Genomic DNA, 22143 nt, shown 5'->3' with positions numbered 1-22143 from the left:
GACGGTCTTTTTGGAGCTAGCTCTTCGTGCGCTGAAGGTTGCGTCCGAACAGGCGGATTTCGTTGGCCCACACTAAGCGTCTTGCGCAATTCCGGACGGAAAACCGCTACGCACGTTTCCTGGAATTGCTCTGGCGCCTTGCCCCGAGGGCATCGTTGGCCGTAAACGGCATGACCTTCAAGACGAAGTGAGGACCGATGCCGAAGACCGAAGCCGAGCTTTACGCCTTTCTTGCCGACCTCGGCATCTCCGTCTCGACGGTGCGCCACCCGCCTTTGTTCACGGTCGCCGATTCGCAGGCGCTGCGCGGCGAAATCCCCGGCGGGCACACCAAGAACCTCTTCCTCAAGGACAAGAAGGACAATTTCTTTCTCGTCACCGTCGGCGAGGAGGCGGAGGTCGATCTGAAGCAGATCCATCATCTGATCGGCGCCGCCAGCCGCGTCTCCTTCGGCAAGCCGGAAATGCTGATGGAGCTGCTCGGCGTCATTCCGGGCGCGGTCACCGTCTTCGGCCTGATCAACGACACCGCCGGCCGGGTGAAGGTGGTTCTCGACCAGGAATTGATGAGCCACGAGGTCATCAACGGCCATCCGCTGACCAATGAGGCGACGACGACCATCGCCGCCGCCGATCTCGTCAGATTCGTCGAGGCAACCGGCCACGATGCTGTTATCTTGAAAGTCTCGGCTTGATCGCCACATGGAGGGCGAAACCGAAATCCGACAATGACGCGCCGCGCCTTCATGCCGGCGGCGGCGCGACCGAAAGGGCGACGACATGAGTGACAACAACCCGTTCAGCGGCTCATTTGGCGGCAATGCCGGCCAGTACGCCCAATCCGTCCAGTATGGCGGCGGCGACCGCGCCAAGGTGTCGCTCGGCGAGGCGCCCTCGGCCGCGGATCTCATCAAGGACACCACGACCGCGACATTCGCGGCCGACGTCATCCAGGAATCGCGCCGCCAGCCGGTTCTGGTCGACTTCTGGGCGCCCTGGTGCGGTCCCTGCAAGCAGCTGACGCCGCAGCTCGAAAAGGCGGTCCAGGCCGCCGGCGGCAAGGTCAAGCTGGTCAAGATGAACATCGACGACCATCCCTCGGTCGCCGGCCAGCTCGGCATCCAGTCTATCCCCGCGGTCATCGTCTTCAAGGACGGCCAGCCGGTCGACGGCTTCATGGGCGCGATTCCGGAAAGCCAGATCACCCAATTCATCCAGAAGGTCGGCGGCAAGGGAGGCGGCGGCGCGCCGCAGATCACCGACGCGTTGGCCGCGGCCGCCGAGGCGCGCGGGGCCGGCGACGTCCAGGCCGCGGCCGACATCTATGACGCGATCCTCGAGCAGGCGCCCGAAACCGTCGAAGCGATCGCGGGCCTGGGCGAGATCCTGTTCGAGGCCGGCGACAGCGAAGGCGCCGAGGCGGTGCTGGCGAAGGCGCCCGAGGACAAGAAGGACGCGCCGGCGATCGCCGCGCTGCGCGCCAGGATGACGCTGGCCGCGGAAGCGGCGGCGCTCGGCAACCCGGCCGAGTTCGAGCGCCGGCTCGCCGCCGATCCGAACGATCATCAGGCGCGCTTCGACCTGGCGATGGTCCAGAACGCGCGCGGCGAGAAGACGCAGGCCGCCGACAACCTCTTGGCGATCGTCAAGGCCGACCGGACATGGAACGACGACGGCGCCAGGGCGCAACTCTTGAAGTTCTTCGAGGCGTGGGGGATGGCCGACGAGGCGACGCTTGCGGCGCGGCGCAAGCTCTCGTCGTTGCTGTTCTCGTGAGCGCTTTGCCGGCTTTGTCGCCGGCCCCTTTTGGTAAGGGGCTTGCGCGAAGCGGCGGCTGCGCCAGATAGGGGGCAGTGGCTTGCCCTGCCGACAAATGGTTGAATAGGCAAGCCGCGCCAGAGGAGGCAGGTTTGGGGAGATCGCAGGTTTGACACGCTGGCCGGCGACGCTCTTGAGGGTTGAAGCGCAGGCGGAGGGTTGAAGTGCAGGTCGGAAACGCCCGCTATCGGCTCGCGAGGGATCTGCCGTCGACGATCCCGGTGTTTCCGCTCGCCGGAGCGCTGCTCTTGCCGGGCGGCCGCATGCCGCTCAATATTTTCGAGCCGCGCTACCTGCAGATGATCGACCAGGCGATGGCCGGGACCCGGCTGATCGGCATGATCCAGCCCAGCCTCGACGGCGCGCTGCGCGGCGACGGCGAGCCGGAGCTGTGCAGCGTCGGCTGCGCCGGGCGCATCATCTCGCTCGCCGAAACCGGCGACGGGCGCTACCTGATTTCGCTGCAAGGCGTCTGCCGCTTCCGCGTGACGCAGGAACTGGCGGCGAAGACACCGTTCCGGCAGTGCCGGATCGCGCCGTTCCTGACAGATCTCGAGGAGGACCAGGCCGCCGCCGAGGTCGACCGACCGGCTCTGCTCAAGGCGTTCCGCGCCTATCTGCAAGCCAATGACCTCGAAGCCGATTGGGAAAGCGTCAGCCGCGCCGAGAATGGAATGCTGGTCAATGCGTTGTCGATGATGGCGCCCTACGGGCCGGCCGAGAAGCAGGCGCTGCTCGAAGCGGCGGACCTGAAGACGCGCGCCGAGACGCTGATCGCCATCACCGAAATAACGCTGGCGCGCGAGGATGAGGATTTTGGCTCGAGCCTGCAGTAAGTGCGCTGATATTCAGGTGATGCCGGCCTGACCTGGATCTCAACACACTTAAGCCTATGGAGTTGGGTGCGATGGCGGCGGATGGGCGTGACGGACGGAAAGCCACGGTCGACCCAAGACTGCTGGAATTGCTCGCTTGCCCGCTGACCAAGGGACCGCTGACCTGGGACGAGGAACGCAGCGAGCTGATCTCGCGCGTGGCGAAGCTCGCCTATCCGGTGCGCGACGGCATCCCGATCATGCTGCCTTCGGAAGCGCGCACGATCTCGGCCGATGATATGCCGACGCCGCCGCGGCTGAGCGGGCCGTCGTGAGTGGCGGTGTCCTCATAGGTGCAACGACGTAGGTCGGCGATCCTTCGCGCCCCCCTCTGTCCTGCCGGACATCTCCCCCACAAGGGGGGAGATTGGATTTCGCGCCGGCTTTCGCCAATCTCCAACATTGCAAAATGGGCGGGGCGCCGAAGCCGCCGATCTCCCCCCTTGTGGGGGAGATGGCCGGCAGGCCAGAGGGGGGCGCTGTCCCGCCGACATCAAAGTTCTGCATCGCGGCGACACCGCAGTTGGGCTCCCGCTTCCTCGTACCGCCTTCACTGAAAATTCCGCCCCTTCGGCATGACCTGCTGCGCGGCACCCGACAGGGTCTCGATGTCCTGACGAACCGATAGCCCGCGGTTCGCGGGAGCGGTGTCCCCAGCTGGCTGATGCTCGATGATGGGCGGCCGCAGAAGCACGCTCAGCCAGGGGGTCAAATCCTCGATCCTGTCGGCGACGATGTGGATGACGTCGGATTCCTGCTGCAGCTTGCCGGTGACGCGGATGAAGCGCGCGCCCATGACGACCGAGCGGAAGCGGTCGAAGACGCGCGGCCAGATGATGACGTTGGCGATCGCCTTTTCATCCTCGAGCGTGAGGAAGATCGCGTTGCCCTTGCCGGGGCGCTGGCGCACCAGCACCAGGCCGGCGACGGTGACGCGACGGCCGTCGCGCACCGACGGCAGGCGGGCATTGGGCGTGATGCCGGCGCGGGTGAGCCGTTCGCGCAGGAAGGCGACGGGGTGCTCCTTCAGCGACAGGCCGAGCGAGCGGTAGTCGTGGACGACATGCTCGCCGAGCGGCATTTTTGGCAGCTTCGTTTCGGGTTCCAATTCGCGTAGGCCGAGAGCGGGCCGGTCGAACAGCGGCAGCTTTTCGGCGGCGCTCCTGCCGTCGAGCGCGCGCACTTCCCAGAGCGCGGCGCGGCGGTCGAGGCCGAGCGAGCGGAAGGCGTCGGCCTCGGCCAGCCTTTCGATCTCGCCGACATCGAGGCCTGAGCGCAGCCAGACATCCCTGACCGACACGTAACCGTCGCCGCGCCGGGCGACGGCGGCCTCCATGCGCTCCTCGGACAACCCCTTGACCTGGCGGAAGCCGAGCCGCACGGCATGCGCCGTCTCGATGACGGCGCGCATCGAGGCATGGCGTTCGAGGATGCGCGAGGGATCGAAGGCGGCTTCCTCCAGCGTGCAGTCCCAGACGGAGTGGTTGATGTCGACCTCGCGCACCTCGACGCCATGGTCGCGCGCATCGCGGACGAGCTGCGCCGGCTGGTAAAAACCCATCGGCTGCGCGTTCAGGATCGCGGCGCAGAAGACGTCGGGAAAGAAGGTCTTGAACCAGCAGGAGGCGTAGACCAGCAGCGCGAAGGAGGCGGCGTGGCTTTCCGGGAAGCCGTATTCGCCAAAACCTTCGATCTGCTTGAAGCAGCGCTCGGCAAACTCCTTCTCATAGCCATTGCCGACCATGCCGTCGATCATGCGCTGGCGGTAGTTGCCGATCGTGCCGGTGCGCTTGAAGGTCGCCATGGCGCGGCGTAGCTCGTCGGCCTCGCCAGGCCGGAAGCCGCCGGCGACGATGGCGATCTTCATCGCCTGTTCCTGGAACAGCGGCACGCCGAGCGTTTTGCCAAGGATCTTCTTCAGCTCGGAGCTGGGGTAATTGACGTCCTCCTTGCCCTGCCGTCGACGCAGATAGGGATGCACCATGTCGCCCTGGATCGGGCCGGGCCGCACGATCGCCACCTCGATGACGAGGTCGTAGAAATTTTCCGGCCTGAGCCGCGGCAGCATCGACATCTGCGCGCGCGACTCGATCTGGAAGACGCCGAGCGTGTCGGCCCGCTTGATCATGGCGTAGACGCGCCTGTCCTCTTCCGGGAGAGTGGCGAGCACGTAGGGTCGTCCAAACAGATCCCGCGCTTCCGGATAATGATTGGTGAGCAGGGTCAAGGCGCGCTTCAGGCAGGTCAGCATGCCGAGCGCCAGCACGTCCACCTTGAGGATCTTCACCGCGTCGAGATCGTCCTTGTCCCACTCGACCATCTTGCGTTCCTCCATCGCCGTCTTGACGATGGGCACGACCTCGTCGAGCCGGTCGCGGGTTATGACGAAGCCGCCGACATGCTGGGAGAGGTGGCGAGGAAAGCCCATGATCTCGTTGGCGCGCTCCAGCACCTGCCGCGACAGCGGATCGGTACGGTCGAGGCCGCCGGCATTGGCCTCCCTTTCGCCGAGCTCGGAGGTCGACCAGCCCCAGATGGTGCTCGACAGCGCGCTCCGGACATCTTCCGAGAGACCCATGGCCTTCGCCACCTCGCGCAGCGCCGAACGGCCGCGATAGCTGATGACGGCGGCGGCAAGCGCGGTGCGCTTGGCGCTGTATTTGTCGTAGATATAGGCGATGACCTCGTCGCGCCGCTCATGCTCGAAATCGACGTCGATGTCGGGCGGCTCGTTGCGCTCCTCGGAGATGAAGCGCTCGAACAGCGCGTCGATCCGGTCGGGCCCGACTTCGGTGATGCCGATGCAGAAGCAGATGACCGAATTGGCCGCCGAACCGCGCCCCTGGCAAAGGATGTTCTGGCTGCGGGCGAATTTCACGATGTCGTAGACGGTCAGGAAATAGCGCGCATAGTTCAGCCGCTCGATGAGGGCGAGTTCTTCATCGATGCGCTGCGTGACATGGTCAGGAACACCTGCGGGATAGCGCCTTGCCGCCCCTTCCCGCGCCAGGCGTTCGAGCTCGGCCTGCGGCCCGAGACCGGATTCGGTCGGCTCGTCCGGATAGTTGTATTCGAGGTCGCTGAACGAGAAGGTCAATTCATCGGCGAAGCGCAGCGTTTCCGTCAGCGCTTGCGGGTAGCGGCGGAAAAGGCGCGCCATCTCCAGCGGCGGCTTCAGATGGCGCTCGGCATTCGCCATCAGCTCAAGCCCGACCTCGGAAACCGGCGTGTTGAGGCGGATCGCGGTGAGCACGTCCTGCAGCGGCCGGCGCTCGGCGGCATGATAGAGCACGTCGTTGGTCGCCATCAGCGGGACGCGCGCCTGTTCGGACATCGCCGCCGCCTGCTCGATGCGGAAGCGGTCGCTGCCGCCATAATCCGGCGCCACAGCCAGCCGGAGCGCCGCGCCGAAACGATCTTTGAGCCGGCTAATGAGCGTCAGATTGCCTTCCGCGCTGCCCGACAGATTGGGCAGGACCGCCAGCGACATCCGATCGCCCCATTCGAGCAGATCGCTGAGCTCAAGCAGCGTCGCGCCCTTCTCGTTCTCGTCACGCAGATTGGCTTGGGTCAGCATGCGGCAGAGATGCCCCCAGCCCTTGCGGTCCTGCGGGTAGGCAAGAATGTCCGGCGTGCCGTCGCGGAACACCAGGCGGCAGCCGGGGTGATAGGCCTGCTTCTCGACCTTCGCCTGCTGCCAGGCGCGCACGACGCCGGCGACCGTGTTCCTGTCGGCAAGCCCGATCGAGGCAAAGCCGTAGAATTTTGCCGTCACCACCAGCTCTTCCGGCTTCGAGGCGCCGCGCAGGAAGGAAAAGTTCGACTGGATGCCGAACTCGGCATAGGGGATGACGGTCAGCGCGTTCATGCGAAGACCCCATGCATGAACCAGCGCGGCGCGGCCTGCGCGGCGCTGCTGTAGAGGCCCTGGCGGTAGAGCCAGTAACGGCGACCCTCGCTGTCCTCGATGCGGTAATAGTCGCGGGTCGGCGCCGCCTCCTCGCCGGGCAGTTGCCGCCACCATTCGGCGGCGATGCGCTCCGGCCCTTCGGCGCGGGCGACGCGGTAGAGCGCGCGCCGCCAGCGGAAATTCATCGGCGGGCCCTCGGGGATCTCGGTCGCCGGCACCTCGATCGGCTCCGGCAAGCGGAACAGCCGCACCGGTCGCTCCGGCGTGTAGATGGTCATCGGCGGCGCCGAGCGGTCGGACCGGTTCGGCGGCATGCGCCTTTGCGGCGCTTCCGCGAAAGGCACTGTGGTCACGGCGCGCTCCGGCAGATGGCTTTCGACGACGACCGGCTTCAGCACGGCGGCCTCGCCAAGGCGGGCGCGGATGCGGTCGGCGAAAAGGGCGATGTCGGCGTCATCGTCGTCCGCTTCGCCGGCAAGGTCACCCTGCAGCATGTCGAAAGCGGCGACTGAAAGCACCGACAGCCGCACGAGGTCGAAGCCGAAGCCGGCATCGATGTTTTGTTCCAGCGCGGTCAGCCGCTCATGGAACAATCTTTTGATCAGCATCGGCTCGCGCATCGGACGCGAGGTGCCGACGGCGATGCGGCTGACGGCGCCGTCGACGCGGAAGAGGAGAAGCGCCAGCGCCCTTGCGCCCTCGCCGCGGCGCTCGAGATCGGCCTTCAAGGCGATCGCCAGCCGGCTCACCAGCCGCTCGATATCGTCGGTGAGCATGACCGGTTCGGCAAGATGGCGCTCGACCGAGAGCGGCGCCACGGGAAGGCGCGGCGACACGGCCTCGTCGAGGCGGCCGAGCGCCTGGTCGAGCCGCAGCAGCAAGCTGGCGCCGAAGCGGCGGGCGAGCGGCGCGCGGGGCGCCGCCATCACCGCGCCCGCCGTGCGCAGGCCGACGCTCTCCAGGCTGACGCGGGTTTCCGGCGCGATGCGCAGCGCCGAAAGCGGCAGGGGCGAAAGCAGCGCCTCCTCCTCGCCGAGGGCTACGATGCGGTCGCCGTGGAAGCGCGCCGCCGCCCAGGCCGCCCCCGGCGTCGAGGCCAGTCCGGCGCGGACATCGAAACCCTGCTGGAAGAAGCGAGAAAGAATCTCGTCCTGCATGGCGCGCTCGCCGCCGAACAGATGCGTGCAGCCGGTGACGTCGAGGAACAGCCCGTCCTCGCCGTCGATCGCCACCAGCGGCGTGTAGCGGTCGCACCAGTCGGCAAGGCCTTCGAGCAGGCGGCGGTCGGCTTCCGCGTCGGCTTCCACCACGTCGATCGAGGGATGCATGGCGCGCGCATCGGCAATGCCCATGCCGCGCTTCAGCTTCAGCGCCTCAGCCCGCTCGTCGAGGGCTGCGATGCGCTGGGCGTTGCTGTCGCGATGGCTGATCACAAGCGGTGGATGAGGCGGGGGCAGGTGATGCGAGGGCCGCGAACGCCAGGACCGCCCCAGACGCTGGCGCAGGATCCGCTCCGCGCAGAGGTACGGGAACCACAGCGACAGAATTCTCTGTTCTTTCTGCAAAAGCGTGCTCATCGGGGTTCCACTCCAGTGTGAATTGTCCGGGCAGGGCCGTGCGGCTCTTGCCGATATCGACGGTGAAGGCGGGGCGGCCGATCGAGCCGGCGAGCGGGCCGGCGACCGTCTCGCGGCTGGCTGAGGGGGCGGCCGAAACGATGAGGCGCACGGGCGCGGCCGTGGGTTCGGCCTCGCCGGCCTGGCGCAGCAAAAGCACCGGGCGGCCGGCGCTTTGGGCGCGGGCGTGCAGCCGCCGCGTGGCGGTAAGGTCGAGAAGCCGCTGGCTGCCGCGGATCTCGAGGATGACGGCGGCGAAGGCCGTCATGCGCGCGGCCTCCTCGGCGATCCAGAGCGCGTCGAGCAGCTTCGGCGCCTCGGAAAACAGCAATTGCTCCGGCGCGATGCCGAACAGGGCCTGGAGCCCGCTCGCATAGGGAAAGCCGGCCTCGCGAAAGATCTCCGCCGTGCGGATCCCGCGGAGCGGCCGGCCCGGCTTGTCCCTGAGGAGCAGGCTGATGAGCGACAGCGCGAAGCCGGCGACGGCGCCGGCATCACGGGTCTCCAGCCCATGGATTTCGCTGAGCGCCGCCTTGGGCAGGCCGCCGCCAAGGGCGGTATCGAGGCGCTCGATGCCGGTGTGCAGGAAAGCATCCGGCGAGGCCACCGCGAGGCCGCGCCGGATGATGTTGGTCTCGGGGGTGATGCCCGACCGGGCGACATAGACAGGCCCGCCGCGTGCCGGCGCCTCAAGGCGCTCGGGCAGCGTTCCCTCGATTTTCGCGATCTGGCGGCGCAGGGCAAAAACAGTTTCCCGCGCCACGGCGCTCATCGCCATGACGTTCACTTCCGGCAGCAATTGTTCCTGTTATGTTCTTATAGATTCCAGAGGACCCCGGAAGAGTCAAGCGGAGTCGCAAGGAATTTATTCCTTGAAATCGATAGGGTATCCATCACGCCTTGGAGAGGTGCTCCGCGCTGGCAACCGCCAGCGCTACAATAGGCAAGTGTTTTCCGGTACCACTTGCAGAACCCGGATGCCAACCTCGATCACTAGATGGACCTCGTTGACGAACTCGGTTTTTGGGAAAAGCAAGCGCTCCGTATTGACTTTCAATCCCGTCACAAGAGCATCGCTCTCCATCAGCACATGCAAAGTTACTCCATCAACGCCGGCTGCGTGCTGCTCGTCCATCGTAGGCATGCGCAGTGCGTCAAGCAGGGTTTTAATCCGTCCGTCGATGTCACCAGCTTGCGTAATGAGATTGCCAGGATCTTCTTGACGCAAGAAGAGAACGCTTAGGTCGCAGGCCAAATGGAGTGACTTTCTAACCAGCGGAACATATTGACTTTGGCCGACTGGAAGTTCTCCGAATAGTGGAACGTAAGCCCCGGGGTAAAATTCGTTAGCTTTCCTCGGGGACAATATGCCGCTTTCGTCCACCGCTAAGCCAATCTGCGGTCCATTCGGGTTCGGCGCCCATCCGACATTCTGTAATACATTTAGCGCTCTGCTAGTTTCCCATAAGGTCTTCAGTTGAGGACTAATGGCCTCGCGAATTTTGAAGACCTCTTTGGTCTTGGATTTGTTGCCGCTCGCCGAGAGCTGCCCCTGGTAGACGAGAGTGAATTTCATAACGCCCACAATAGGCGCAGACAGGTTGCGAAGCCAAATGTCTTGGCGTGACCATTGGCGAGCCTTTATTCCATCGCCCCAGAAGCAGCCAGCCCGCCGGCTCATTTGCCTCAATCGGCGCGAAAGCCTATATGCCGGGATCAAAGGAAATTTCATGGCCCGCATCTACAAGACCCGTACCTGGCACGACCAACTCTCGCCGTCGATGGAGGAAATGGAGCTTCTGGCTCTGGAGGCCTACGCCCATCTGCCGGAAGAGTTCCGCAAGCTCACCGGCGAGATCGTCATCCAGATCGCCGACTTCCCGACCGACGAGATCATGGACGACCTGTCGCTGGAGACGCCCTTCGACCTGCTCGGCCTGTTCGAGGGACGCGGCATCGCCGAGCGCTGGAACCCGCAGACCGGCGAAGGGCCGAACCGCATCACGCTCTACCGCCGCGCCATCCTCGACTACTGGGCCGAGAACGAGGAGACGCTGGGCGACATCGTCACCCATGTGCTGATCCACGAGATCGGCCACCATTTCGGGCTCTCGGACGACGATATGGAGCGGATCGAGGAAGCGGCGGAGCAGGCTGCGGCAGGCTAAAGCAATTCCAGGAAAAGTGTGTAACGGTTTTCCGTCCGGAATTGCGCCAAAGCAAAGGGATAGAGCAGTTCTGCGTTTCCGAGAAACGCTGAACCGCTCTAGACGCCCGCCCTACGCGCTCAAATATGCAGCGCGTGCCCCAGCGCCTTCAGCGCCGCTTCCTGGAAGCCTTCGCCTTGCGTCGGGTGCGCGTGGATGGTGCCGGCGATGTCCTCCAGCCGCGCGCCCATTTCGAGCGCCAGGCCGAAGGCCGCCGACAGTTCCGACACGCCCTGCCCGACCGCCTGGATGCCGAGCACCAGATGGTTGTCGGCGCGGGCGACGACACGGACGAAGCCGTCCTCGCCCTGCTTGGTCATGGCGCGGCCGTTGGCGGCGAAGGGAAACTGCCCGACCTTGATCTCCCCGGCGAGCGCCTTCGCCTCTTCCGGTGACAGGCCGGCCGTGACCAGCTCGGGATCGGTGAAGCAGATTGCCGGGATCGCCCGCTTGTCCCAGCTTCGTTTGTGGCCGGCGACGATCTCCGCCACCATCTCGCCCTGCGCCATGGCGCGATGCGCCAGCATCGGCTCGCCGGTGACGTCGCCGATGGCGTAGATGCCGCGCATCGAGGTCCGGCACTGGTCGTCGATGCGGATGAATTTTCCCGCCCTGTCGAGATCGATCTGCTCCAGCCCCCAGCCATCGGTCAGCGGCTTGCGGCCGACCGTGACTAAAATCTTGTCGGCGGCGAGCTTGGCGTTCTTGCCGTCGGCCGTCTCCACCAGCAGCGCGTCGCCCTTGCCCGCCTGTCCCTGGGTCGACAGCCCCTTGGCCTTTGCCTCCGTCATCACCTCGATGCCAAGCTCGCCCAGACGTTTGAGCACCGGCCTGGTCAATTCCGCATCGTACTGCGCCAGCACGCGCGGCAGCGCTTCGACCACGGTGACATGAGAGCCCATCTTGGCGAAGGCCATGCCGAGTTCCAGCCCGATATAGCCGCCGCCGACGACGGCGAGCGTCTTCGGCATTTCGTTGAGCGCCAGCGCCTCGGTCGACGAGATGACCGCACCGCCGAAAGGCAGGAACGGCAATTCGACCGCGGCCGAGCCGGTGGCGATCACGACCGTCTCGGCGCGGATCACCTGCGTCCCGGTCTCGGTCTCGACCTCGACGGTCTTGCCGTCGCGAAACGTCGCCCAGCCATGCACGGTCTTGACCCTGGCCTTCTTGAGCAGACCGGCGACGCCGCTGTTGAGCCGGCTAACGATGCCGTCCTTCCAGGCGACGGTCTTGACCAGATCGAGCGCCGGCGCCGCAACCTTGATCCCGAGCGGATCCTTGCCGCCGGCCATATGCGCGATCTTCTCGAACTCCTCCGCCGCGTGGATGAGCGCCTTGGAGGGAATGCAGCCGACATTGAGGCAAGTGCCGCCCGGCTTGCCGACTTCGACGATCACCGTATCGACGCCGAGCTGGCCGGCGCGGATGGCGCAGACATAACCGCCGGGACCGGCGCCGATGACGAGCAGCTTGCAGGAGATCTCTTTCATGTCGACTGCTTCCTCTTGGCGAAGGCCGCGGCGCATCTTTTCCTTCTCCCCTTGTGGGAGAAGGTGGATCGGCGCGACAGCGCCGAGACGGATGAGGGGTGTTCCAGCGGAGTGAGACGTCGGCGTTCCCTGGAGCACCCCGCATCCGTCGCCTGGGGCGACACCGTCTCCCACAAGGGGCGCAGGGGGAGCCCCCCTCCCGGCGCCGCAACGTTCGCGATCGATCCCATCGCGTCAATCCACGAAAATCAGCGCCGGCGTCTCGAGCAGCGCCTTGATGCGCTGCACGAACACCGCGGCGTCCCAGCCGTCGATGACGCGATGGTCGAAGCTGGACGACAGGTTCATCATCTTGCGCGGCATGAATTGCGTGCCGTCCCACACCGGCCGTACCATCATCTTGTTGACGCCGACGATCGCCACCTCCGGATAGTTGATGACCGGTGTCGTCGCCACGCCGCCCATCGCGCCGAGCGAGGTGATGGTGATGGTCGAGCCGGAAAGCTCGTCCCGCGTCGCCGTACCGGACTTGGCCGCCTCGGCCAGCCGGTTGACCTCGGCGGCGCAGTCCCACAGGTCGCGCGCCTCGGCATGCTTGACCACCGGCACCACCAGCCCGCTGGGCGTCTGCGCGGCGATGCCGATATGGATGCCTTCATGCTGGTGGATGATGCCCGCATCGTCGTCGAACAACGCGTTGAGGTTCGGCTGGTCGGCGATCGCCTTGACCATCGCCCGCATCAGGAACGGCAGCAGCGTCAGCTTGGGACGGTCCTGCCGCTTCTCCTTGTTGAGCGTGGCGCGCAGCTCTTCCAGCGCCGTGACGTCGATCTCCTCGACATAGGTGATATGAGGGATGCGCGATTTGGCGAGCGACATTTTCTCGGCGATCTTGCGCCGCAGGCCGACGACCTTGATGTCCTCGACGCCGTCCTTCTGGGCAAGGCCGGTGGCGCGGGCAAGCTGCGGACCGCGCGCCAGGAAGGCCTCGATATCCTCATGGCTGATGCGCCCGGCCGGCCCGCTGCCGGCAACCTGGCGAAGGTCGATGCCGGCTTCCTTGGCGCGCAGCCGCACAGCCGGCGAGGCCAGCGGCTTTTCGCCTTCGGCGCGCGGCGCGCCGGTGACGGACGCCGGGCGCGTGCCTTTCGGCGTCGCGACCGGAGTCGACACTTTCGCCGCCGGCTCCGCCGGCTTCGGCGCCGCTTTTGGAGCGCTCATGGCCGGTTCGGCCTTCGCCTCATCCGGCTTGGGCGCCGCCCCTGCCTTCGGCGCGGCCTCGGCGGTGGCGCCCTTCATATTGCCTTCGCCGGCCACTTTCAGCCGCACGATCGGCGAGCCGATCGCCACCGTATCGCCGATCTCGGCGCCGAGCCACAGGATCTCGCCGTCGACCGGCGACGGGATCTCGACCGTCGCCTTGTCGGTCATGACGGCGGCCAAGACGGCGTCCTCGCGCACCAGGTCGCCGATCTTGACATGCCATTCGACGAGCTCGGCCTCGGCGACGCCTTCGCCGACATCGGGAAGCTTGATCACATATTCGCCCATCGTCCGACCTCCCTCAGGCTTCCATGGTCTCGACGAGCGCGCGCCCGACCCGCGCCGGGCCGGGGAAATACTCCCATTCCTGCGCATGCGGATACGGCGTGTCCCAGCCGGCGACCCGCGCCACCGGGGCTTCCAGATGGTAGAAGCAGTTCTCCTGCACCAGCGCGACCAGCTCGGCGCCGAAGCCGGAGGTGAGCGTCGCCTCATGCACGACGACGCAGCGCCCGGTCTTCTTCACCGAGGCGACGATCGCGTCGAGGTCGAGCGGCAGAAGCGTCCTGAGATCGATGATCTCGGCATCGATGCCGGTCTCTTCGGCTGCGGCCTCAGCGACATAGACCATGGTGCCGTAGGCTAGAACCGTGACCGCCGCGCCTTGCCGGCGGATCGCCGCCTTGCCGAGCGGGATCGTGTAATGGCCGTCGGCGACCTCGCCGAGCTCATGCTTCGACCACGGCGTGACCGGCCGGTCGTGATGGCCGTCGAAGGGGCCGTTGTAGAGCCGCTTCGGCTCGAGGAAGATGACCGGATCCGGGTCCTCGATCGCCGCGATCAGCAGCCCCTTGGCGTCGTGCGGATTGGACGGCACCACCGTCTTCAGCCCGGAGACATGCGTGAACAGCGCTTCCGGGCTCTGGCTGTGCGTCTGGCCGCCGAAAATGCCGCCGCCGGTCGGCATGCGCACCACGATCGGGCAGGTGAAGTCGCCGTTCGAACGATAGCGCAGCCGCGCCGCCTCCGAGACGATCTGGTCATAGGCCGGATAGACATAGTCGGCAAACTGCACCTCGACGCAGGGCTTCAGCCCGTATGCGGCCATGCCGATGGCCGAGCCGACGATGCCGGATTCGCTGATCGGCGCGTCGAAGCAGCGGCTCTTGCCGTATTTGGCCTGCAGGCCTTGCGTGCAGCGGAAGACGCCGCCGAAGAAGCCGACATCCTCGCCATAGACGATGACGCGCTCGTCGCGCGCCATCGACACGTCCATGGCGTCGCGAATCGCCTCGATCATGGTGCGTCTCGGCATGGTCAGACCCCCGCCTGCTGGCGCTGGCGCCTGAGATGCGGCGGCATCTCGGCGTAGACGCCTTCGAACATGTCGCGCGTCGACGGCTTGCCGCCCGCATGCAGCGTGCCGTGGCTTTCGGCCTCTTTCTGCGCCGCGATCACGGCCTCGAGAATCTCGGCCTCCGCCTGGGTGTGGCGCTCCTCCGACCACACGCCCTTGTGGATGAGATGGTTCTTCAGCCGGATGACCGGGTCGCCGAGCGGCCAGGCGTCGGACTCGGCCTTCGGCCGGTAGGCGGAGGGATCGTCCGAGCTCGAATGCGCGCCGACCCGGTAGGTGACAAATTCGACCAGCGTCGGCCCGAGATTGCGCCGCGCCCGCTCGATCGCCCATTTGGCCACGGCATGGACTGCGAGATAATCGTTGCCGTCGACGCGCAGCGACGGGATGCCGAAGCCGAGGCCACGCGCGGCGAAGGTGCCGGAACCGCCGCGCGCGATGCCTTGGAATGTCGAGATCGCCCACTGGTTATTGACCACGTTGAGCACGACCGGCGCCTTGTAGGTCGAGGCGAAAACCAGCGCCGCATGGAAATCGGATTCCGCCGTCGAGCCGTCGCCGATCCAGGCGGCGGCGATGCGCGAATCGTTGGAGATCGCCGAGGCCATCGCCCAGCCGACCGCCTGGATGTACTGCGTCGCCAGATTGCCGGAGATCGAGAAGAAGCCATGCTCCTTCGACGAATACATGATCGGCAGCTGCCGGCCCTTCAGTGGATCGGCCTCGTTGGAATAGATCTGGTTCATCATCGTGACCATCGGGTAGCCGTCGGCGATGAGCAGGCCGGCTTGCCGATAGGTCGGGAAATTCATGTCACCGGGCTGCAGCGCCTTGCGGAAAGCGCAGCTCACCGCCTCTTCGCCGAGATGCTGCATGTAGAAGGAGGTCTTGCCCTGGCGCTGCGCCATCTGCATGCGCGCGTCGAAGGTCCTCAGCGTCATCATGTGACGCAGGCCTTCGAGCAGTTCCTCGTCGCTGAGCAGCCCCGCCCACGGGCCGACGGCCTCGCCGACGCGGTTGAGCACGCGGATGATGGAGAAGGCCATGTCGCGGATGGTGCGCGGATCGACGTCGATCTCCGGCCGCGGCACCGAGCCGGCCTTGGGAATGGTCACATTCGAGAAATCGGGCGTGCCGCCGGGCCGAACCTCTGGCTCGGGCACATGAAAGCGCAACATTCCAGCATCGGCCATCAGCTCACGTCCTCCAATGTTGCCGGTGCGATATTTGCACATCCGCGCCGCCATTTCATCGGGCGAGATTGCGGCCGTCCTCCCGGCCACCGGCCTTTGAAGACTGGCGCGGCGCGCGGCGACAAGATGCAGATATGGCGGCGAAATTTCTTGTCGATGTTTTCAGGCGCCGCGCAATTTGGGACAAGATTGCGCAGGGTTTCCCGCCAGATAAGCAATTAGCGGGTGGCGAGGGCTTGGCGCGGTCTTCCCTTCTCCCCTTGTGGGAGAAGGTGGATCGGCGCGATAGCGCCGAGACGGATGAGGGGTGTTCCAGCGGGGTGAGACGCCGGCTTTCCCTGGAGCACCCCTCATCCGTCGCCTTCGGCGACACCTTCTCCCACAAGGGGAGAAGGAGAGGCCGCTGGTTCGCTCACCCGCCCCATGCTAACTCACCCCGCATGGCACAGAAGAAAGGATACGAGGTCGATTCGTGGCTCGCGAAGCCGGACCCGGCCATGGGGATCGTCCTGCTTTACGGTCCCGACCGCGGCCTGGTCGCGGAGCGGGCGAAGACCTTTGCCACGAAGACCGGCCTGCCGCTCGACGATCCGTTCTCGGTGGTCAAGCTGGACGGCGCGGAGGTCGACCGCGACGAAGGCCGGCTGCTCGACGAGGCGCGCACCGTGCCGATGTTTTCCGACCGGCGGCTGCTCTGGGTGCGCAATGCCAGCGGCCAGAAGGCGCTGGCCGACGACATCAAGGCGCTGACGACCGAGCCAGCGCGGGACGCGATCATTCTCATCGAAGCCGGCGACCTGAAGAAGGGCACGGGCTTGCGGGCCATCGTCGAGGCTGCCGGCAACGCCATTGCCTTGCCCTGCTATGCCGATGAGGCCCGCGACCTCGATACCGTGATCGACGACGAATTGCGCAAGGCCGGCATGTCGATGGCGCTCGACGCCCGCCAGGCGCTGCGCCGCAATCTCGGCGGCGACCGGCTGGCCTCGCGCGGCGAGATCGAGAAGCTGGTGCTTTACGCCCACGGCAAGAAAGAGATCGATGTCGATGACGTCAACGCCTTGTCGGGCGACGTCTCCGGCGCCTCATTCGATGATGCCGTCGACGCCATGCTCGACGGCAAGGTCGGCGATTTCGACGTTGCGTTTACCCGGCATTGCCAGTCGGGCGGCCACCCTTTCCTGGTGCTGTCCTCGGCAATGCGGCAATTGCAGGCGATGCAAGTCATGCGCAGCCAAATGGAGACCGGCGGCCGCAACGCCGCCTCGGTCATCGCAGGCGCCCGCCCGCCCGTTTTCTTCTCGCGCCGCAAGCTGGTCGAAAAGACGCTCGAGCGTTGGAACAGCGAAGCGCTCGGCCGCGCGCTGAACCGGTTGCAGACGGCGGTGCTGCAAACGCGCAAGCGCCCGGATTTGTCGGAAGCGCTGGCAAGGCAGGCGCTGCTTGGGGTTGCGGTGGAGAGCGCGCGGCTGGGGCAGCGGTAGGCGATTGGCCAATCTCCCCCCTTGTGGGGGAGATGGCTGGCAAGCCAGAGGGGGGCGCTGTCCCGCCAGCGTCTCAGCTAACCAACGCAACGGCTCACTGCGTTTCAAAATTTGGACCAAGTACGGGTTAGGTCAGCATTCCTTCGCGCCCCCCTCTGCCCTGCCGGGCATCTCCCCCACAAGGGGGGAGATCAGCTGTCACCACCGCTTTCGCCAATCGCCCCCGCCGAGAAGGGCCGCCCCAACGGCCAGCCCTGTCTCAGCTATCACCAATATATCAGGCGTATCCGTCCTTAACCCAAAACTTCATTAGCCGGCAAAATACCGTTGCACCTCAACGACCTACCGCTCGTCCTTCAGACGCCGGCAGAGTTCGTCGAGCTGATCCAGCGTGCGATAGTTGACCCGCAGCGTGCCGCCCTTGCTCTTGTGCTCGATGCTCACGATCATGCCGATCGTATCGGTCATCAGCTTTTCCAGCGCCAGCGTGTCGGGATCCTTCTCCGGCGTGCTCGCCGCCGACTTCGTCTTGGCCGGCGTCGGTCCGGCGGGCATCTGCGCCAGCGCCTCGGCCTGGCGTACCGAAAGCCCTTCCTTGACGATGCGCCTGGCGAGGCCGGCCGGATCCTCGGCGGTGACCAGCGTGCGGGCATGACCGGCCGACAGATCGCCGTCGACCAGCATGTCATGGATGACATTGGGCAGTTTCAGCAGCCGCAGCGTGTTGGCGACATGGCTGCGGCTCTTGCCGATCACCTGGCCGAGATCGGCCTGGGTGTAGCCATGCTCGTCGATCAGTTGTTGGTAGCCTTGCGCCTCCTCGACCGGGTTGAGGTCGGCGCGCTGCACGTTCTCGATGATCGCCAGCTCCAGCGCCGTGCGGTCGTTGACGTCGCGCACAATGAGCGGGATCTCCGTGAGGCCGGCGCGCTGCGCCGCCCGCCAACGCCGCTCGCCGGCGATGATCTCGTAGCGGCCGGGTTGCGACGGCGACGGCCGCGCCACCACCGGCTGCACCACGCCATGTTCGCGGATCGACTGGGCGAGGTCGGTGAGCTCGACGTCGCCGAAATGCCGGCGCGGGTTTTTCGGGTTCGGGCTGACGAATTCGATCGGGACCTTGCCGTCCGCCACGACCGCGGTCGGCTTTTCCGGCGCCGCCGGGCGGTCGATCTCGCCGATCAGCGCAGCGAGGCCGCGGCCCAGTCTTTTTCTCGATTGGTCTTCGCTCATTGTTCTGTCCAGATCGTTTCGGAATCGAATCGGCTATTCGTTAATGGAATTCGGCCAGGCCACGCGGCTCAGGCCGCGCGCAGCTTGCGCTCGCGGCGGATCACTTCGGAGGCGAGCTGCAGATAGGCCTGGCTGCCGGAGCATTTGAGATCGTAAAGGATCGCCGGCTTGCCGTAGGAGGGCGCTTCGGAAACGCGCACATTGCGTGGGATGATGGTCTCATAGACCTTGTCGCCCATATGGGTGCGCACGTCCTGGACCACCTGGTTGGCGAGGTTGTTGCGGCCGTCATACATGGTGAGCACGATGCCCTGGATGGTGAGATCCTGATTGATCGTGCGCCGCACCTGCTCGACCGTTTCCAGCAATTGGCTGAGACCTTCGAGCGCGAAGAACTCGCATTGCAGCGGCACGAGAACCGAATCGGCCGCCGCCATTGAGTTCAAGGTCAAAAGGTTGAGCGACGGCGGGCAGTCGATCAACACATAGCCGAAAGGCGCCGCTCGCTCGGCGGCGGCGCGCAGTGCGTTGCGCAGGCGCAGCACCCGGTCGGGGGCCGAGGCAATCTCCATCTCGATGCCGAGCAGGTCGAGCGTCGAGGGAACAATGGACAAGCCCGGCACCGCGGTCGGCACCGCGGCCGCTTCCAGCTCCAGCTCGCCGGTCAGCACGTCGTAAGACGAGACGGTGCGATCCTTGCGGTCGATGCCGAGGCCGGTGCTGGCGTTGCCCTGCGGGTCGAGGTCGACGATCAGCACGCGCTCGCCGATCGCGGCCAGCGCCGTCGCCAGGTTGATGGCCGTGGTGGTCTTGCCGACGCCGCCCTTCTGGTTGGCGACGGTGATGATACGCGGTCCAGTTTTCATGGGTTTATGCCAGTAATTCATTGCGGGGTCGCCGGACGCAGATCGGTGATTTCCAGGATGATGCCGTGAGGATCGGTCGTGCTTGGATGTTCTACCAGATCGAAGGCCCAGCGGTGAGCGCTTTCTTCCACTTCGGCCCGATAATCCCGGCCTTTGTGGAAAAGCGCGCGCGCCCCTTTCGTCAGCCAGGGTGCCGCAAGATCCAGCAGGTCCGGAAGCGCGGCCAGGGCGCGAGCGGTGACAATTTCAGGTTCGGAAACAAAGGCATAGCTGTCATCGATACGCCGGGCCAGCACACGCGCCGGCAGGCCGAATTGGCCAATGACCGATTGCAGGAACGACGCCTTCTTGCGGTTGCTTTCGACCAGATCGATCGAGGCGCCCGGCCGCTCCGCCAGCAGGAAACCCAGCACCAATCCGGGAAAACCGCCACCCGAGCCGAGGTCCACCCAGCGCTTGGCCGCCGGCGCGATTCGCCCGAGCTGGGCGCTGTCCAGGATGTGACGGCGCCAGACGTCGTCCAGTGTCGACGGCGCCGCCAGATTGATGCTGCGGTTCCATTTCAGGAAGAGCTGCTCGAAGGCTTGCAGCCGCTCGAATGTTTCACGTGAAACTGGGCCTGCCGCTTTCTGCAGGTCTTCCCAGCCGCTCACGCCACGTCCCTTCGCGCGGCGAGCTCGGCGTTGCGGACATGGGCGACAATCACGGCAAGCGCGGCCGGCGTCATGCCTTCCATCCGCTGCGCATCGGCGATCGAGCGCGGCTGGCGCGACTTCATCTTCTGCTTCAGCTCGTTGGACAGGCCCGGCACATCGGAGAAGTCGATGGTCTCCGGAATGAGCCGCGACTCCTCATGCCTGATCTGCGCGACGTCGGCTTGCTGGCGTTCGAGGTAGACGGAGTATTTCGCTTCCGTCTCAAGCCGCTCTCTGGTCTTGCCGTCAAGCTCAGCAAAGCGCGGTTCGACGCGGGTCAGCCAGGCCATGTCGACGCCGGGATGAGCGAGCAGCTCATAGGCCGAGCGCCGCACGCCGTCCTTGTTGATCTCCAGCCCATGCCGCGCCGCTTCGTTCGGCGTGAAGGTAATCGACTTGGCCAAGGCGCGGGCGTGGTCGAGCTTTCCGGCAATCTCGCCAAAGCGCTGCAGGCGCTCCGACGATGCAATCCCGAGTTTTGCCGCCAGCGGCGTCAGTCGCTCGTCGGCATTGTCGGCCCGCAGCGAAAGCCGGAACTCGGCCCGCGAGGTGAACATACGATAAGGCTCGGCGATGCCGCGGCTGGTGAGGTCATCGACCATCACGCCGATATAGGCCTCGGTACGGCTGAGCACGACCGGATCGCCACCCGACGCCTTGCGCGTGGCATTGATGCCGGCAAGCAAGCCTTGCGCGCCGGCCTCTTCATAACCGGTGGTGCCGTTGATCTGCCCGGCCAGAAACAGACCACTGACGCGCTTCGTCTCCAGCGTTGTCTTGAGCTCGCGCGGATCGACATGGTCGTACTCGATCGCGTAGCCGGGCTGCAGCATCGTTGCCTTCTCCAGCCCTGGGATCGTCTTCAGGATATCGAGCTGAACGTCTTCCGGCAGCGACGTCGAGATGCCGTTCGGATAGACGGTGTCGTCGTCGAGGCCTTCCGGCTCGAGAAAAATCTGGTGGCCTTCGCGGTCGCCGAACTTGACGATCTTGTCTTCGATCGACGGGCAGTAGCGCGGCCCAACGCCTTCGATCGAGCCGGAATACATCGCCGAGCGGGTCAGATTGAGGCGAATCAACTCATGCGTCGCCGGCATGGTGCGGGTGATGCCGCAATGGATCTGCGGATTAACGATCCGGTCGGTCATCAGTGAGAACGGCACCGGATCCTCGTCCGCCGCTTGGCTTTCCAGCGAAGTCCAGTCGATGGTGCGACCGTCGAGGCGAGGGGGCGTCCCGGTCTTCAGCCGCCCGAGCTTGAAGCCGGCACGAGCCATCGTCGCGGAAAGCCCGTGGCTTGCCTGCTCGTTCATGCGGCCGGCGACGATCTTCTTCTCGCCGATATGGATCAGACCGCGCAGGAACGTGCCCGTCGTCAGCACCACGGCGCCGCAGGCGAGGCGCCGATCGCCGGAAACCAGCACGGCCGCGACCCGCCCGTCTTCAATCTCGAGATCCAGCACCTCGCCCTCGACCACGTCGAGATTGGCCTGATCGCCAATCGCGGCCTGCATGGCGAGGCGATAGAGCTTGCGGTCGGCCTGCGTGCGCGGGCCGCGCACGGCGGGGCCCTTGCGGCGGTTGAGCAAGCGGAACTGGATGCCGGCGGCGTCGGCGACGCGACCCATCAATCCGTCCATGGCGTCGATCTCGCGCACGAGATGGCCCTTGCCCAGGCCGCCGATGGCCGGGTTGCAGGACATGATGCCGATCGTGTCGAAACGCAGCGTCACCAGCGCGGTCCTGGCGCCGGCGCGCGCGGCGGCACTGGCCGCTTCGCATCCGGCATGGCCGCCGCCCACCACCACCACATCATAGTGATTGGTCATTTCAAGAATCCAGTTTCAGAGATTTGTCCCGACACATGTCCCCGACGGCCTTCGCTGTCAAGGATACAGTGGCGGGAAGCGCATCAGCGCGAAGCGTCGGCGCCGCCCCTCATCCGCCTGCCCGTCCCCCGCAGCAGCTGCGCTGCAGCTGCGGAGGGTGGACCGGCACCTTCTCCCCGGTAGAACCAGGGCAATCGCATATTGCGGCGCCAGCCCCCACTCCGGCCGCTGCGCGGCCACCTCTCCCCCATGTTCATGGGGGAGAGGAAACCCCAGCTTTTCAAGGACGCGACCTTGGCGGTTG

The 22143-nt window shown here is 65.8% G+C and carries 18 protein-coding genes; 6 read left to right on the top strand and 12 right to left on the bottom strand.

The window, feature by feature from the left end:
- The first annotated feature begins 197 nt into the window (after positions 1 to 197).
- From AC4FWB_RS28380 to AC4FWB_RS28365, 4 genes are all read left to right on the top strand, one after another.
- The gene (locus tag AC4FWB_RS28380; RefSeq protein ID WP_491029549.1) at positions 198 to 695 is read left to right on the top strand and encodes a prolyl-tRNA synthetase associated domain-containing protein; all 498 of its coding nucleotides are present in this window, start codon (positions 198 to 200) and stop codon (positions 693 to 695) included.
- Positions 696 to 780: 85 nt separating this feature from the next.
- Positions 781 to 1776 (top strand): thioredoxin, encoded by a 996-nt coding sequence (trxA, locus tag AC4FWB_RS28375; protein WP_491029548.1) that lies wholly within the window; start codon positions 781 to 783, stop codon positions 1774 to 1776.
- Between the two features lie 206 nt (positions 1777 to 1982).
- Positions 1983 to 2654: an LON peptidase substrate-binding domain-containing protein gene (locus AC4FWB_RS28370; RefSeq protein ID WP_491029547.1), complete on the top strand. Its 672-nt coding sequence runs from the start codon at positions 1983 to 1985 to the stop codon at positions 2652 to 2654.
- A 71-nt stretch (positions 2655 to 2725) separates the two neighbouring features.
- Positions 2726 to 2968 carry a Trm112 family protein gene (locus tag AC4FWB_RS28365; protein WP_491029546.1) on the top strand — a complete coding sequence of 81 codons (243 nt, stop codon included), beginning with the start codon at positions 2726 to 2728 and terminating at the stop codon, positions 2966 to 2968.
- Positions 2969 to 3243: 275 nt separating this feature from the next.
- On the opposite strand, the gene AC4FWB_RS28360 is transcribed toward AC4FWB_RS28365, so the two are convergent.
- The 4 genes from AC4FWB_RS28360 to AC4FWB_RS28345 all read right to left on the bottom strand — a co-directional run bounded on the left by AC4FWB_RS28360 (position 3244) and on the right by AC4FWB_RS28345 (position 9951).
- Positions 3244 to 6561 (bottom strand): error-prone DNA polymerase, encoded by a 3318-nt coding sequence (locus AC4FWB_RS28360; protein WP_491029545.1) that lies wholly within the window; start codon positions 6559 to 6561, stop codon positions 3244 to 3246.
- Positions 6558 to 8036 (bottom strand): DUF6504 family protein, encoded by a 1479-nt coding sequence (locus AC4FWB_RS28355; protein ID WP_491029544.1) that lies wholly within the window; start codon positions 8034 to 8036, stop codon positions 6558 to 6560. Before AC4FWB_RS28355 ends, AC4FWB_RS28360 begins: the two co-directional genes overlap by 4 nt.
- Positions 7978 to 8997 (bottom strand): ImuA family protein, encoded by a 1020-nt coding sequence (locus AC4FWB_RS28350; RefSeq protein ID WP_491029543.1) that lies wholly within the window; start codon positions 8995 to 8997, stop codon positions 7978 to 7980. The genes AC4FWB_RS28355 and AC4FWB_RS28350 overlap by 59 nt, the downstream gene beginning before the upstream one ends.
- Before the next feature lie 156 nt (positions 8998 to 9153).
- Positions 9154 to 9951 (bottom strand): hypothetical protein, encoded by a 798-nt coding sequence (locus AC4FWB_RS28345; RefSeq protein ID WP_491029542.1) that lies wholly within the window; start codon positions 9949 to 9951, stop codon positions 9154 to 9156.
- On the opposite strand from AC4FWB_RS28345, the gene AC4FWB_RS28340 reads away from it, so the two are divergent.
- On the top strand, positions 9950 to 10387 hold the full coding sequence (locus tag AC4FWB_RS28340; protein ID WP_320223674.1) for a metallopeptidase family protein: 438 nt from the start codon (positions 9950 to 9952) through the stop codon (positions 10385 to 10387). The genes AC4FWB_RS28345 and AC4FWB_RS28340 overlap by 2 nt on opposite strands.
- A gap of 119 nt (positions 10388 to 10506) precedes the next feature.
- On the opposite strand, the gene lpdA is transcribed toward AC4FWB_RS28340, so the two are convergent.
- The 4 genes from lpdA to AC4FWB_RS28320 form a co-directional block, all read right to left on the bottom strand.
- Entirely contained in the window at positions 10507 to 11919 is a 1413-nt protein-coding gene (lpdA, locus tag AC4FWB_RS28335; RefSeq protein ID WP_491029541.1) for a dihydrolipoyl dehydrogenase, read from the bottom strand.
- Between the two features lie 234 nt (positions 11920 to 12153).
- Positions 12154 to 13470: a dihydrolipoamide acetyltransferase family protein gene (locus tag AC4FWB_RS28330; RefSeq protein ID WP_491029540.1), complete on the bottom strand. Its 1317-nt coding sequence runs from the start codon at positions 13468 to 13470 to the stop codon at positions 12154 to 12156.
- 13 nt (positions 13471 to 13483) lie between these two features.
- Positions 13484 to 14497 carry an alpha-ketoacid dehydrogenase subunit beta gene (locus tag AC4FWB_RS28325; protein WP_491029539.1) on the bottom strand — a complete coding sequence of 338 codons (1014 nt, stop codon included), beginning with the start codon at positions 14495 to 14497 and terminating at the stop codon, positions 13484 to 13486.
- Between the two features lie 2 nt (positions 14498 to 14499).
- The gene (locus AC4FWB_RS28320; RefSeq protein ID WP_491029538.1) at positions 14500 to 15732 is read right to left on the bottom strand and encodes a 3-methyl-2-oxobutanoate dehydrogenase (2-methylpropanoyl-transferring) subunit alpha; all 1233 of its coding nucleotides are present in this window, start codon (positions 15730 to 15732) and stop codon (positions 14500 to 14502) included.
- Between the two features lie 440 nt (positions 15733 to 16172).
- On the opposite strand from AC4FWB_RS28320, the gene holA reads away from it, so the two are divergent.
- A complete protein-coding gene (holA, locus tag AC4FWB_RS28315; protein WP_491029537.1) occupies positions 16173 to 17216 on the top strand; it encodes a DNA polymerase III subunit delta in 1044 nt (347 codons plus the stop codon).
- A gap of 342 nt (positions 17217 to 17558) precedes the next feature.
- Here holA and AC4FWB_RS28310 read toward each other — a convergent pair whose 3' ends face one another.
- The 4 genes from AC4FWB_RS28310 to mnmG all read right to left on the bottom strand — a co-directional run bounded on the left by AC4FWB_RS28310 (position 17559) and on the right by mnmG (position 21839).
- Positions 17559 to 18449: a ParB/RepB/Spo0J family partition protein gene (locus AC4FWB_RS28310; protein WP_491029536.1), complete on the bottom strand. Its 891-nt coding sequence runs from the start codon at positions 18447 to 18449 to the stop codon at positions 17559 to 17561.
- A gap of 68 nt (positions 18450 to 18517) precedes the next feature.
- Positions 18518 to 19315, bottom strand: coding sequence for a ParA family protein (locus AC4FWB_RS28305; RefSeq protein WP_491029535.1), 798 nt, complete (start codon positions 19313 to 19315; stop codon positions 18518 to 18520).
- 17 nt (positions 19316 to 19332) lie between these two features.
- Positions 19333 to 19968 (bottom strand): 16S rRNA (guanine(527)-N(7))-methyltransferase RsmG, encoded by a 636-nt coding sequence (gene rsmG / locus AC4FWB_RS28300; protein ID WP_491029534.1) that lies wholly within the window; start codon positions 19966 to 19968, stop codon positions 19333 to 19335.
- Positions 19965 to 21839 (bottom strand): tRNA uridine-5-carboxymethylaminomethyl(34) synthesis enzyme MnmG, encoded by a 1875-nt coding sequence (gene mnmG / locus AC4FWB_RS28295; protein WP_491029533.1) that lies wholly within the window; start codon positions 21837 to 21839, stop codon positions 19965 to 19967. The genes rsmG and mnmG overlap by 4 nt, the downstream gene beginning before the upstream one ends.
- Positions 21840 to 22143 lie beyond the last annotated feature (304 nt).

Source organism: Mesorhizobium sp. LEGMi-168a, assembly GCF_058312955.1.
This window is presented reverse-complemented; position numbering and strand designations above follow the sequence as displayed.

Bases quoted from the DNA above. Each gene is read 5' to 3' on its own strand.
- AC4FWB_RS28380 (WP_491029549.1), top strand. From the start codon at position 198: ATGCCGAAGACCGAAGCCGAGCTTTACGCCTTTCTTGCCGACCTCGGC.
- trxA (WP_491029548.1), top strand. From the start codon at position 781: ATGAGTGACAACAACCCGTTCAGCGGCTCATTTGGCGGCAATGCCGGC.
- AC4FWB_RS28365 (WP_491029546.1), top strand. From the start codon at position 2,726: ATGGCGGCGGATGGGCGTGACGGACGGAAAGCCACGGTCGACCCAAGA.
- AC4FWB_RS28360 (WP_491029545.1), bottom strand. From the start codon at position 6,561: ATGAACGCGCTGACCGTCATCCCCTATGCCGAGTTCGGCATCCAGTCG.
- AC4FWB_RS28350 (WP_491029543.1), bottom strand. From the start codon at position 8,997: ATGGCGATGAGCGCCGTGGCGCGGGAAACTGTTTTTGCCCTGCGCCGC.
- AC4FWB_RS28340 (WP_320223674.1), top strand. From the start codon at position 9,950: ATGGCCCGCATCTACAAGACCCGTACCTGGCACGACCAACTCTCGCCG.
- AC4FWB_RS28345 (WP_491029542.1), bottom strand. From the start codon at position 9,951: ATGAAATTTCCTTTGATCCCGGCATATAGGCTTTCGCGCCGATTGAGG.
- lpdA (WP_491029541.1), bottom strand. From the start codon at position 11,919: ATGAAAGAGATCTCCTGCAAGCTGCTCGTCATCGGCGCCGGTCCCGGC.
- AC4FWB_RS28330 (WP_491029540.1), bottom strand. From the start codon at position 13,470: ATGGGCGAATATGTGATCAAGCTTCCCGATGTCGGCGAAGGCGTCGCC.
- AC4FWB_RS28325 (WP_491029539.1), bottom strand. From the start codon at position 14,497: ATGCCGAGACGCACCATGATCGAGGCGATTCGCGACGCCATGGACGTG.
- AC4FWB_RS28320 (WP_491029538.1), bottom strand. From the start codon at position 15,732: ATGGCCGATGCTGGAATGTTGCGCTTTCATGTGCCCGAGCCAGAGGTT.
- holA (WP_491029537.1), top strand. From the start codon at position 16,173: ATGGCACAGAAGAAAGGATACGAGGTCGATTCGTGGCTCGCGAAGCCG.
- AC4FWB_RS28310 (WP_491029536.1), bottom strand. From the start codon at position 18,449: ATGAGCGAAGACCAATCGAGAAAAAGACTGGGCCGCGGCCTCGCTGCG.
- AC4FWB_RS28305 (WP_491029535.1), bottom strand. From the start codon at position 19,315: ATGAAAACTGGACCGCGTATCATCACCGTCGCCAACCAGAAGGGCGGC.
- mnmG (WP_491029533.1), bottom strand. From the start codon at position 21,839: ATGACCAATCACTATGATGTGGTGGTGGTGGGCGGCGGCCATGCCGGA.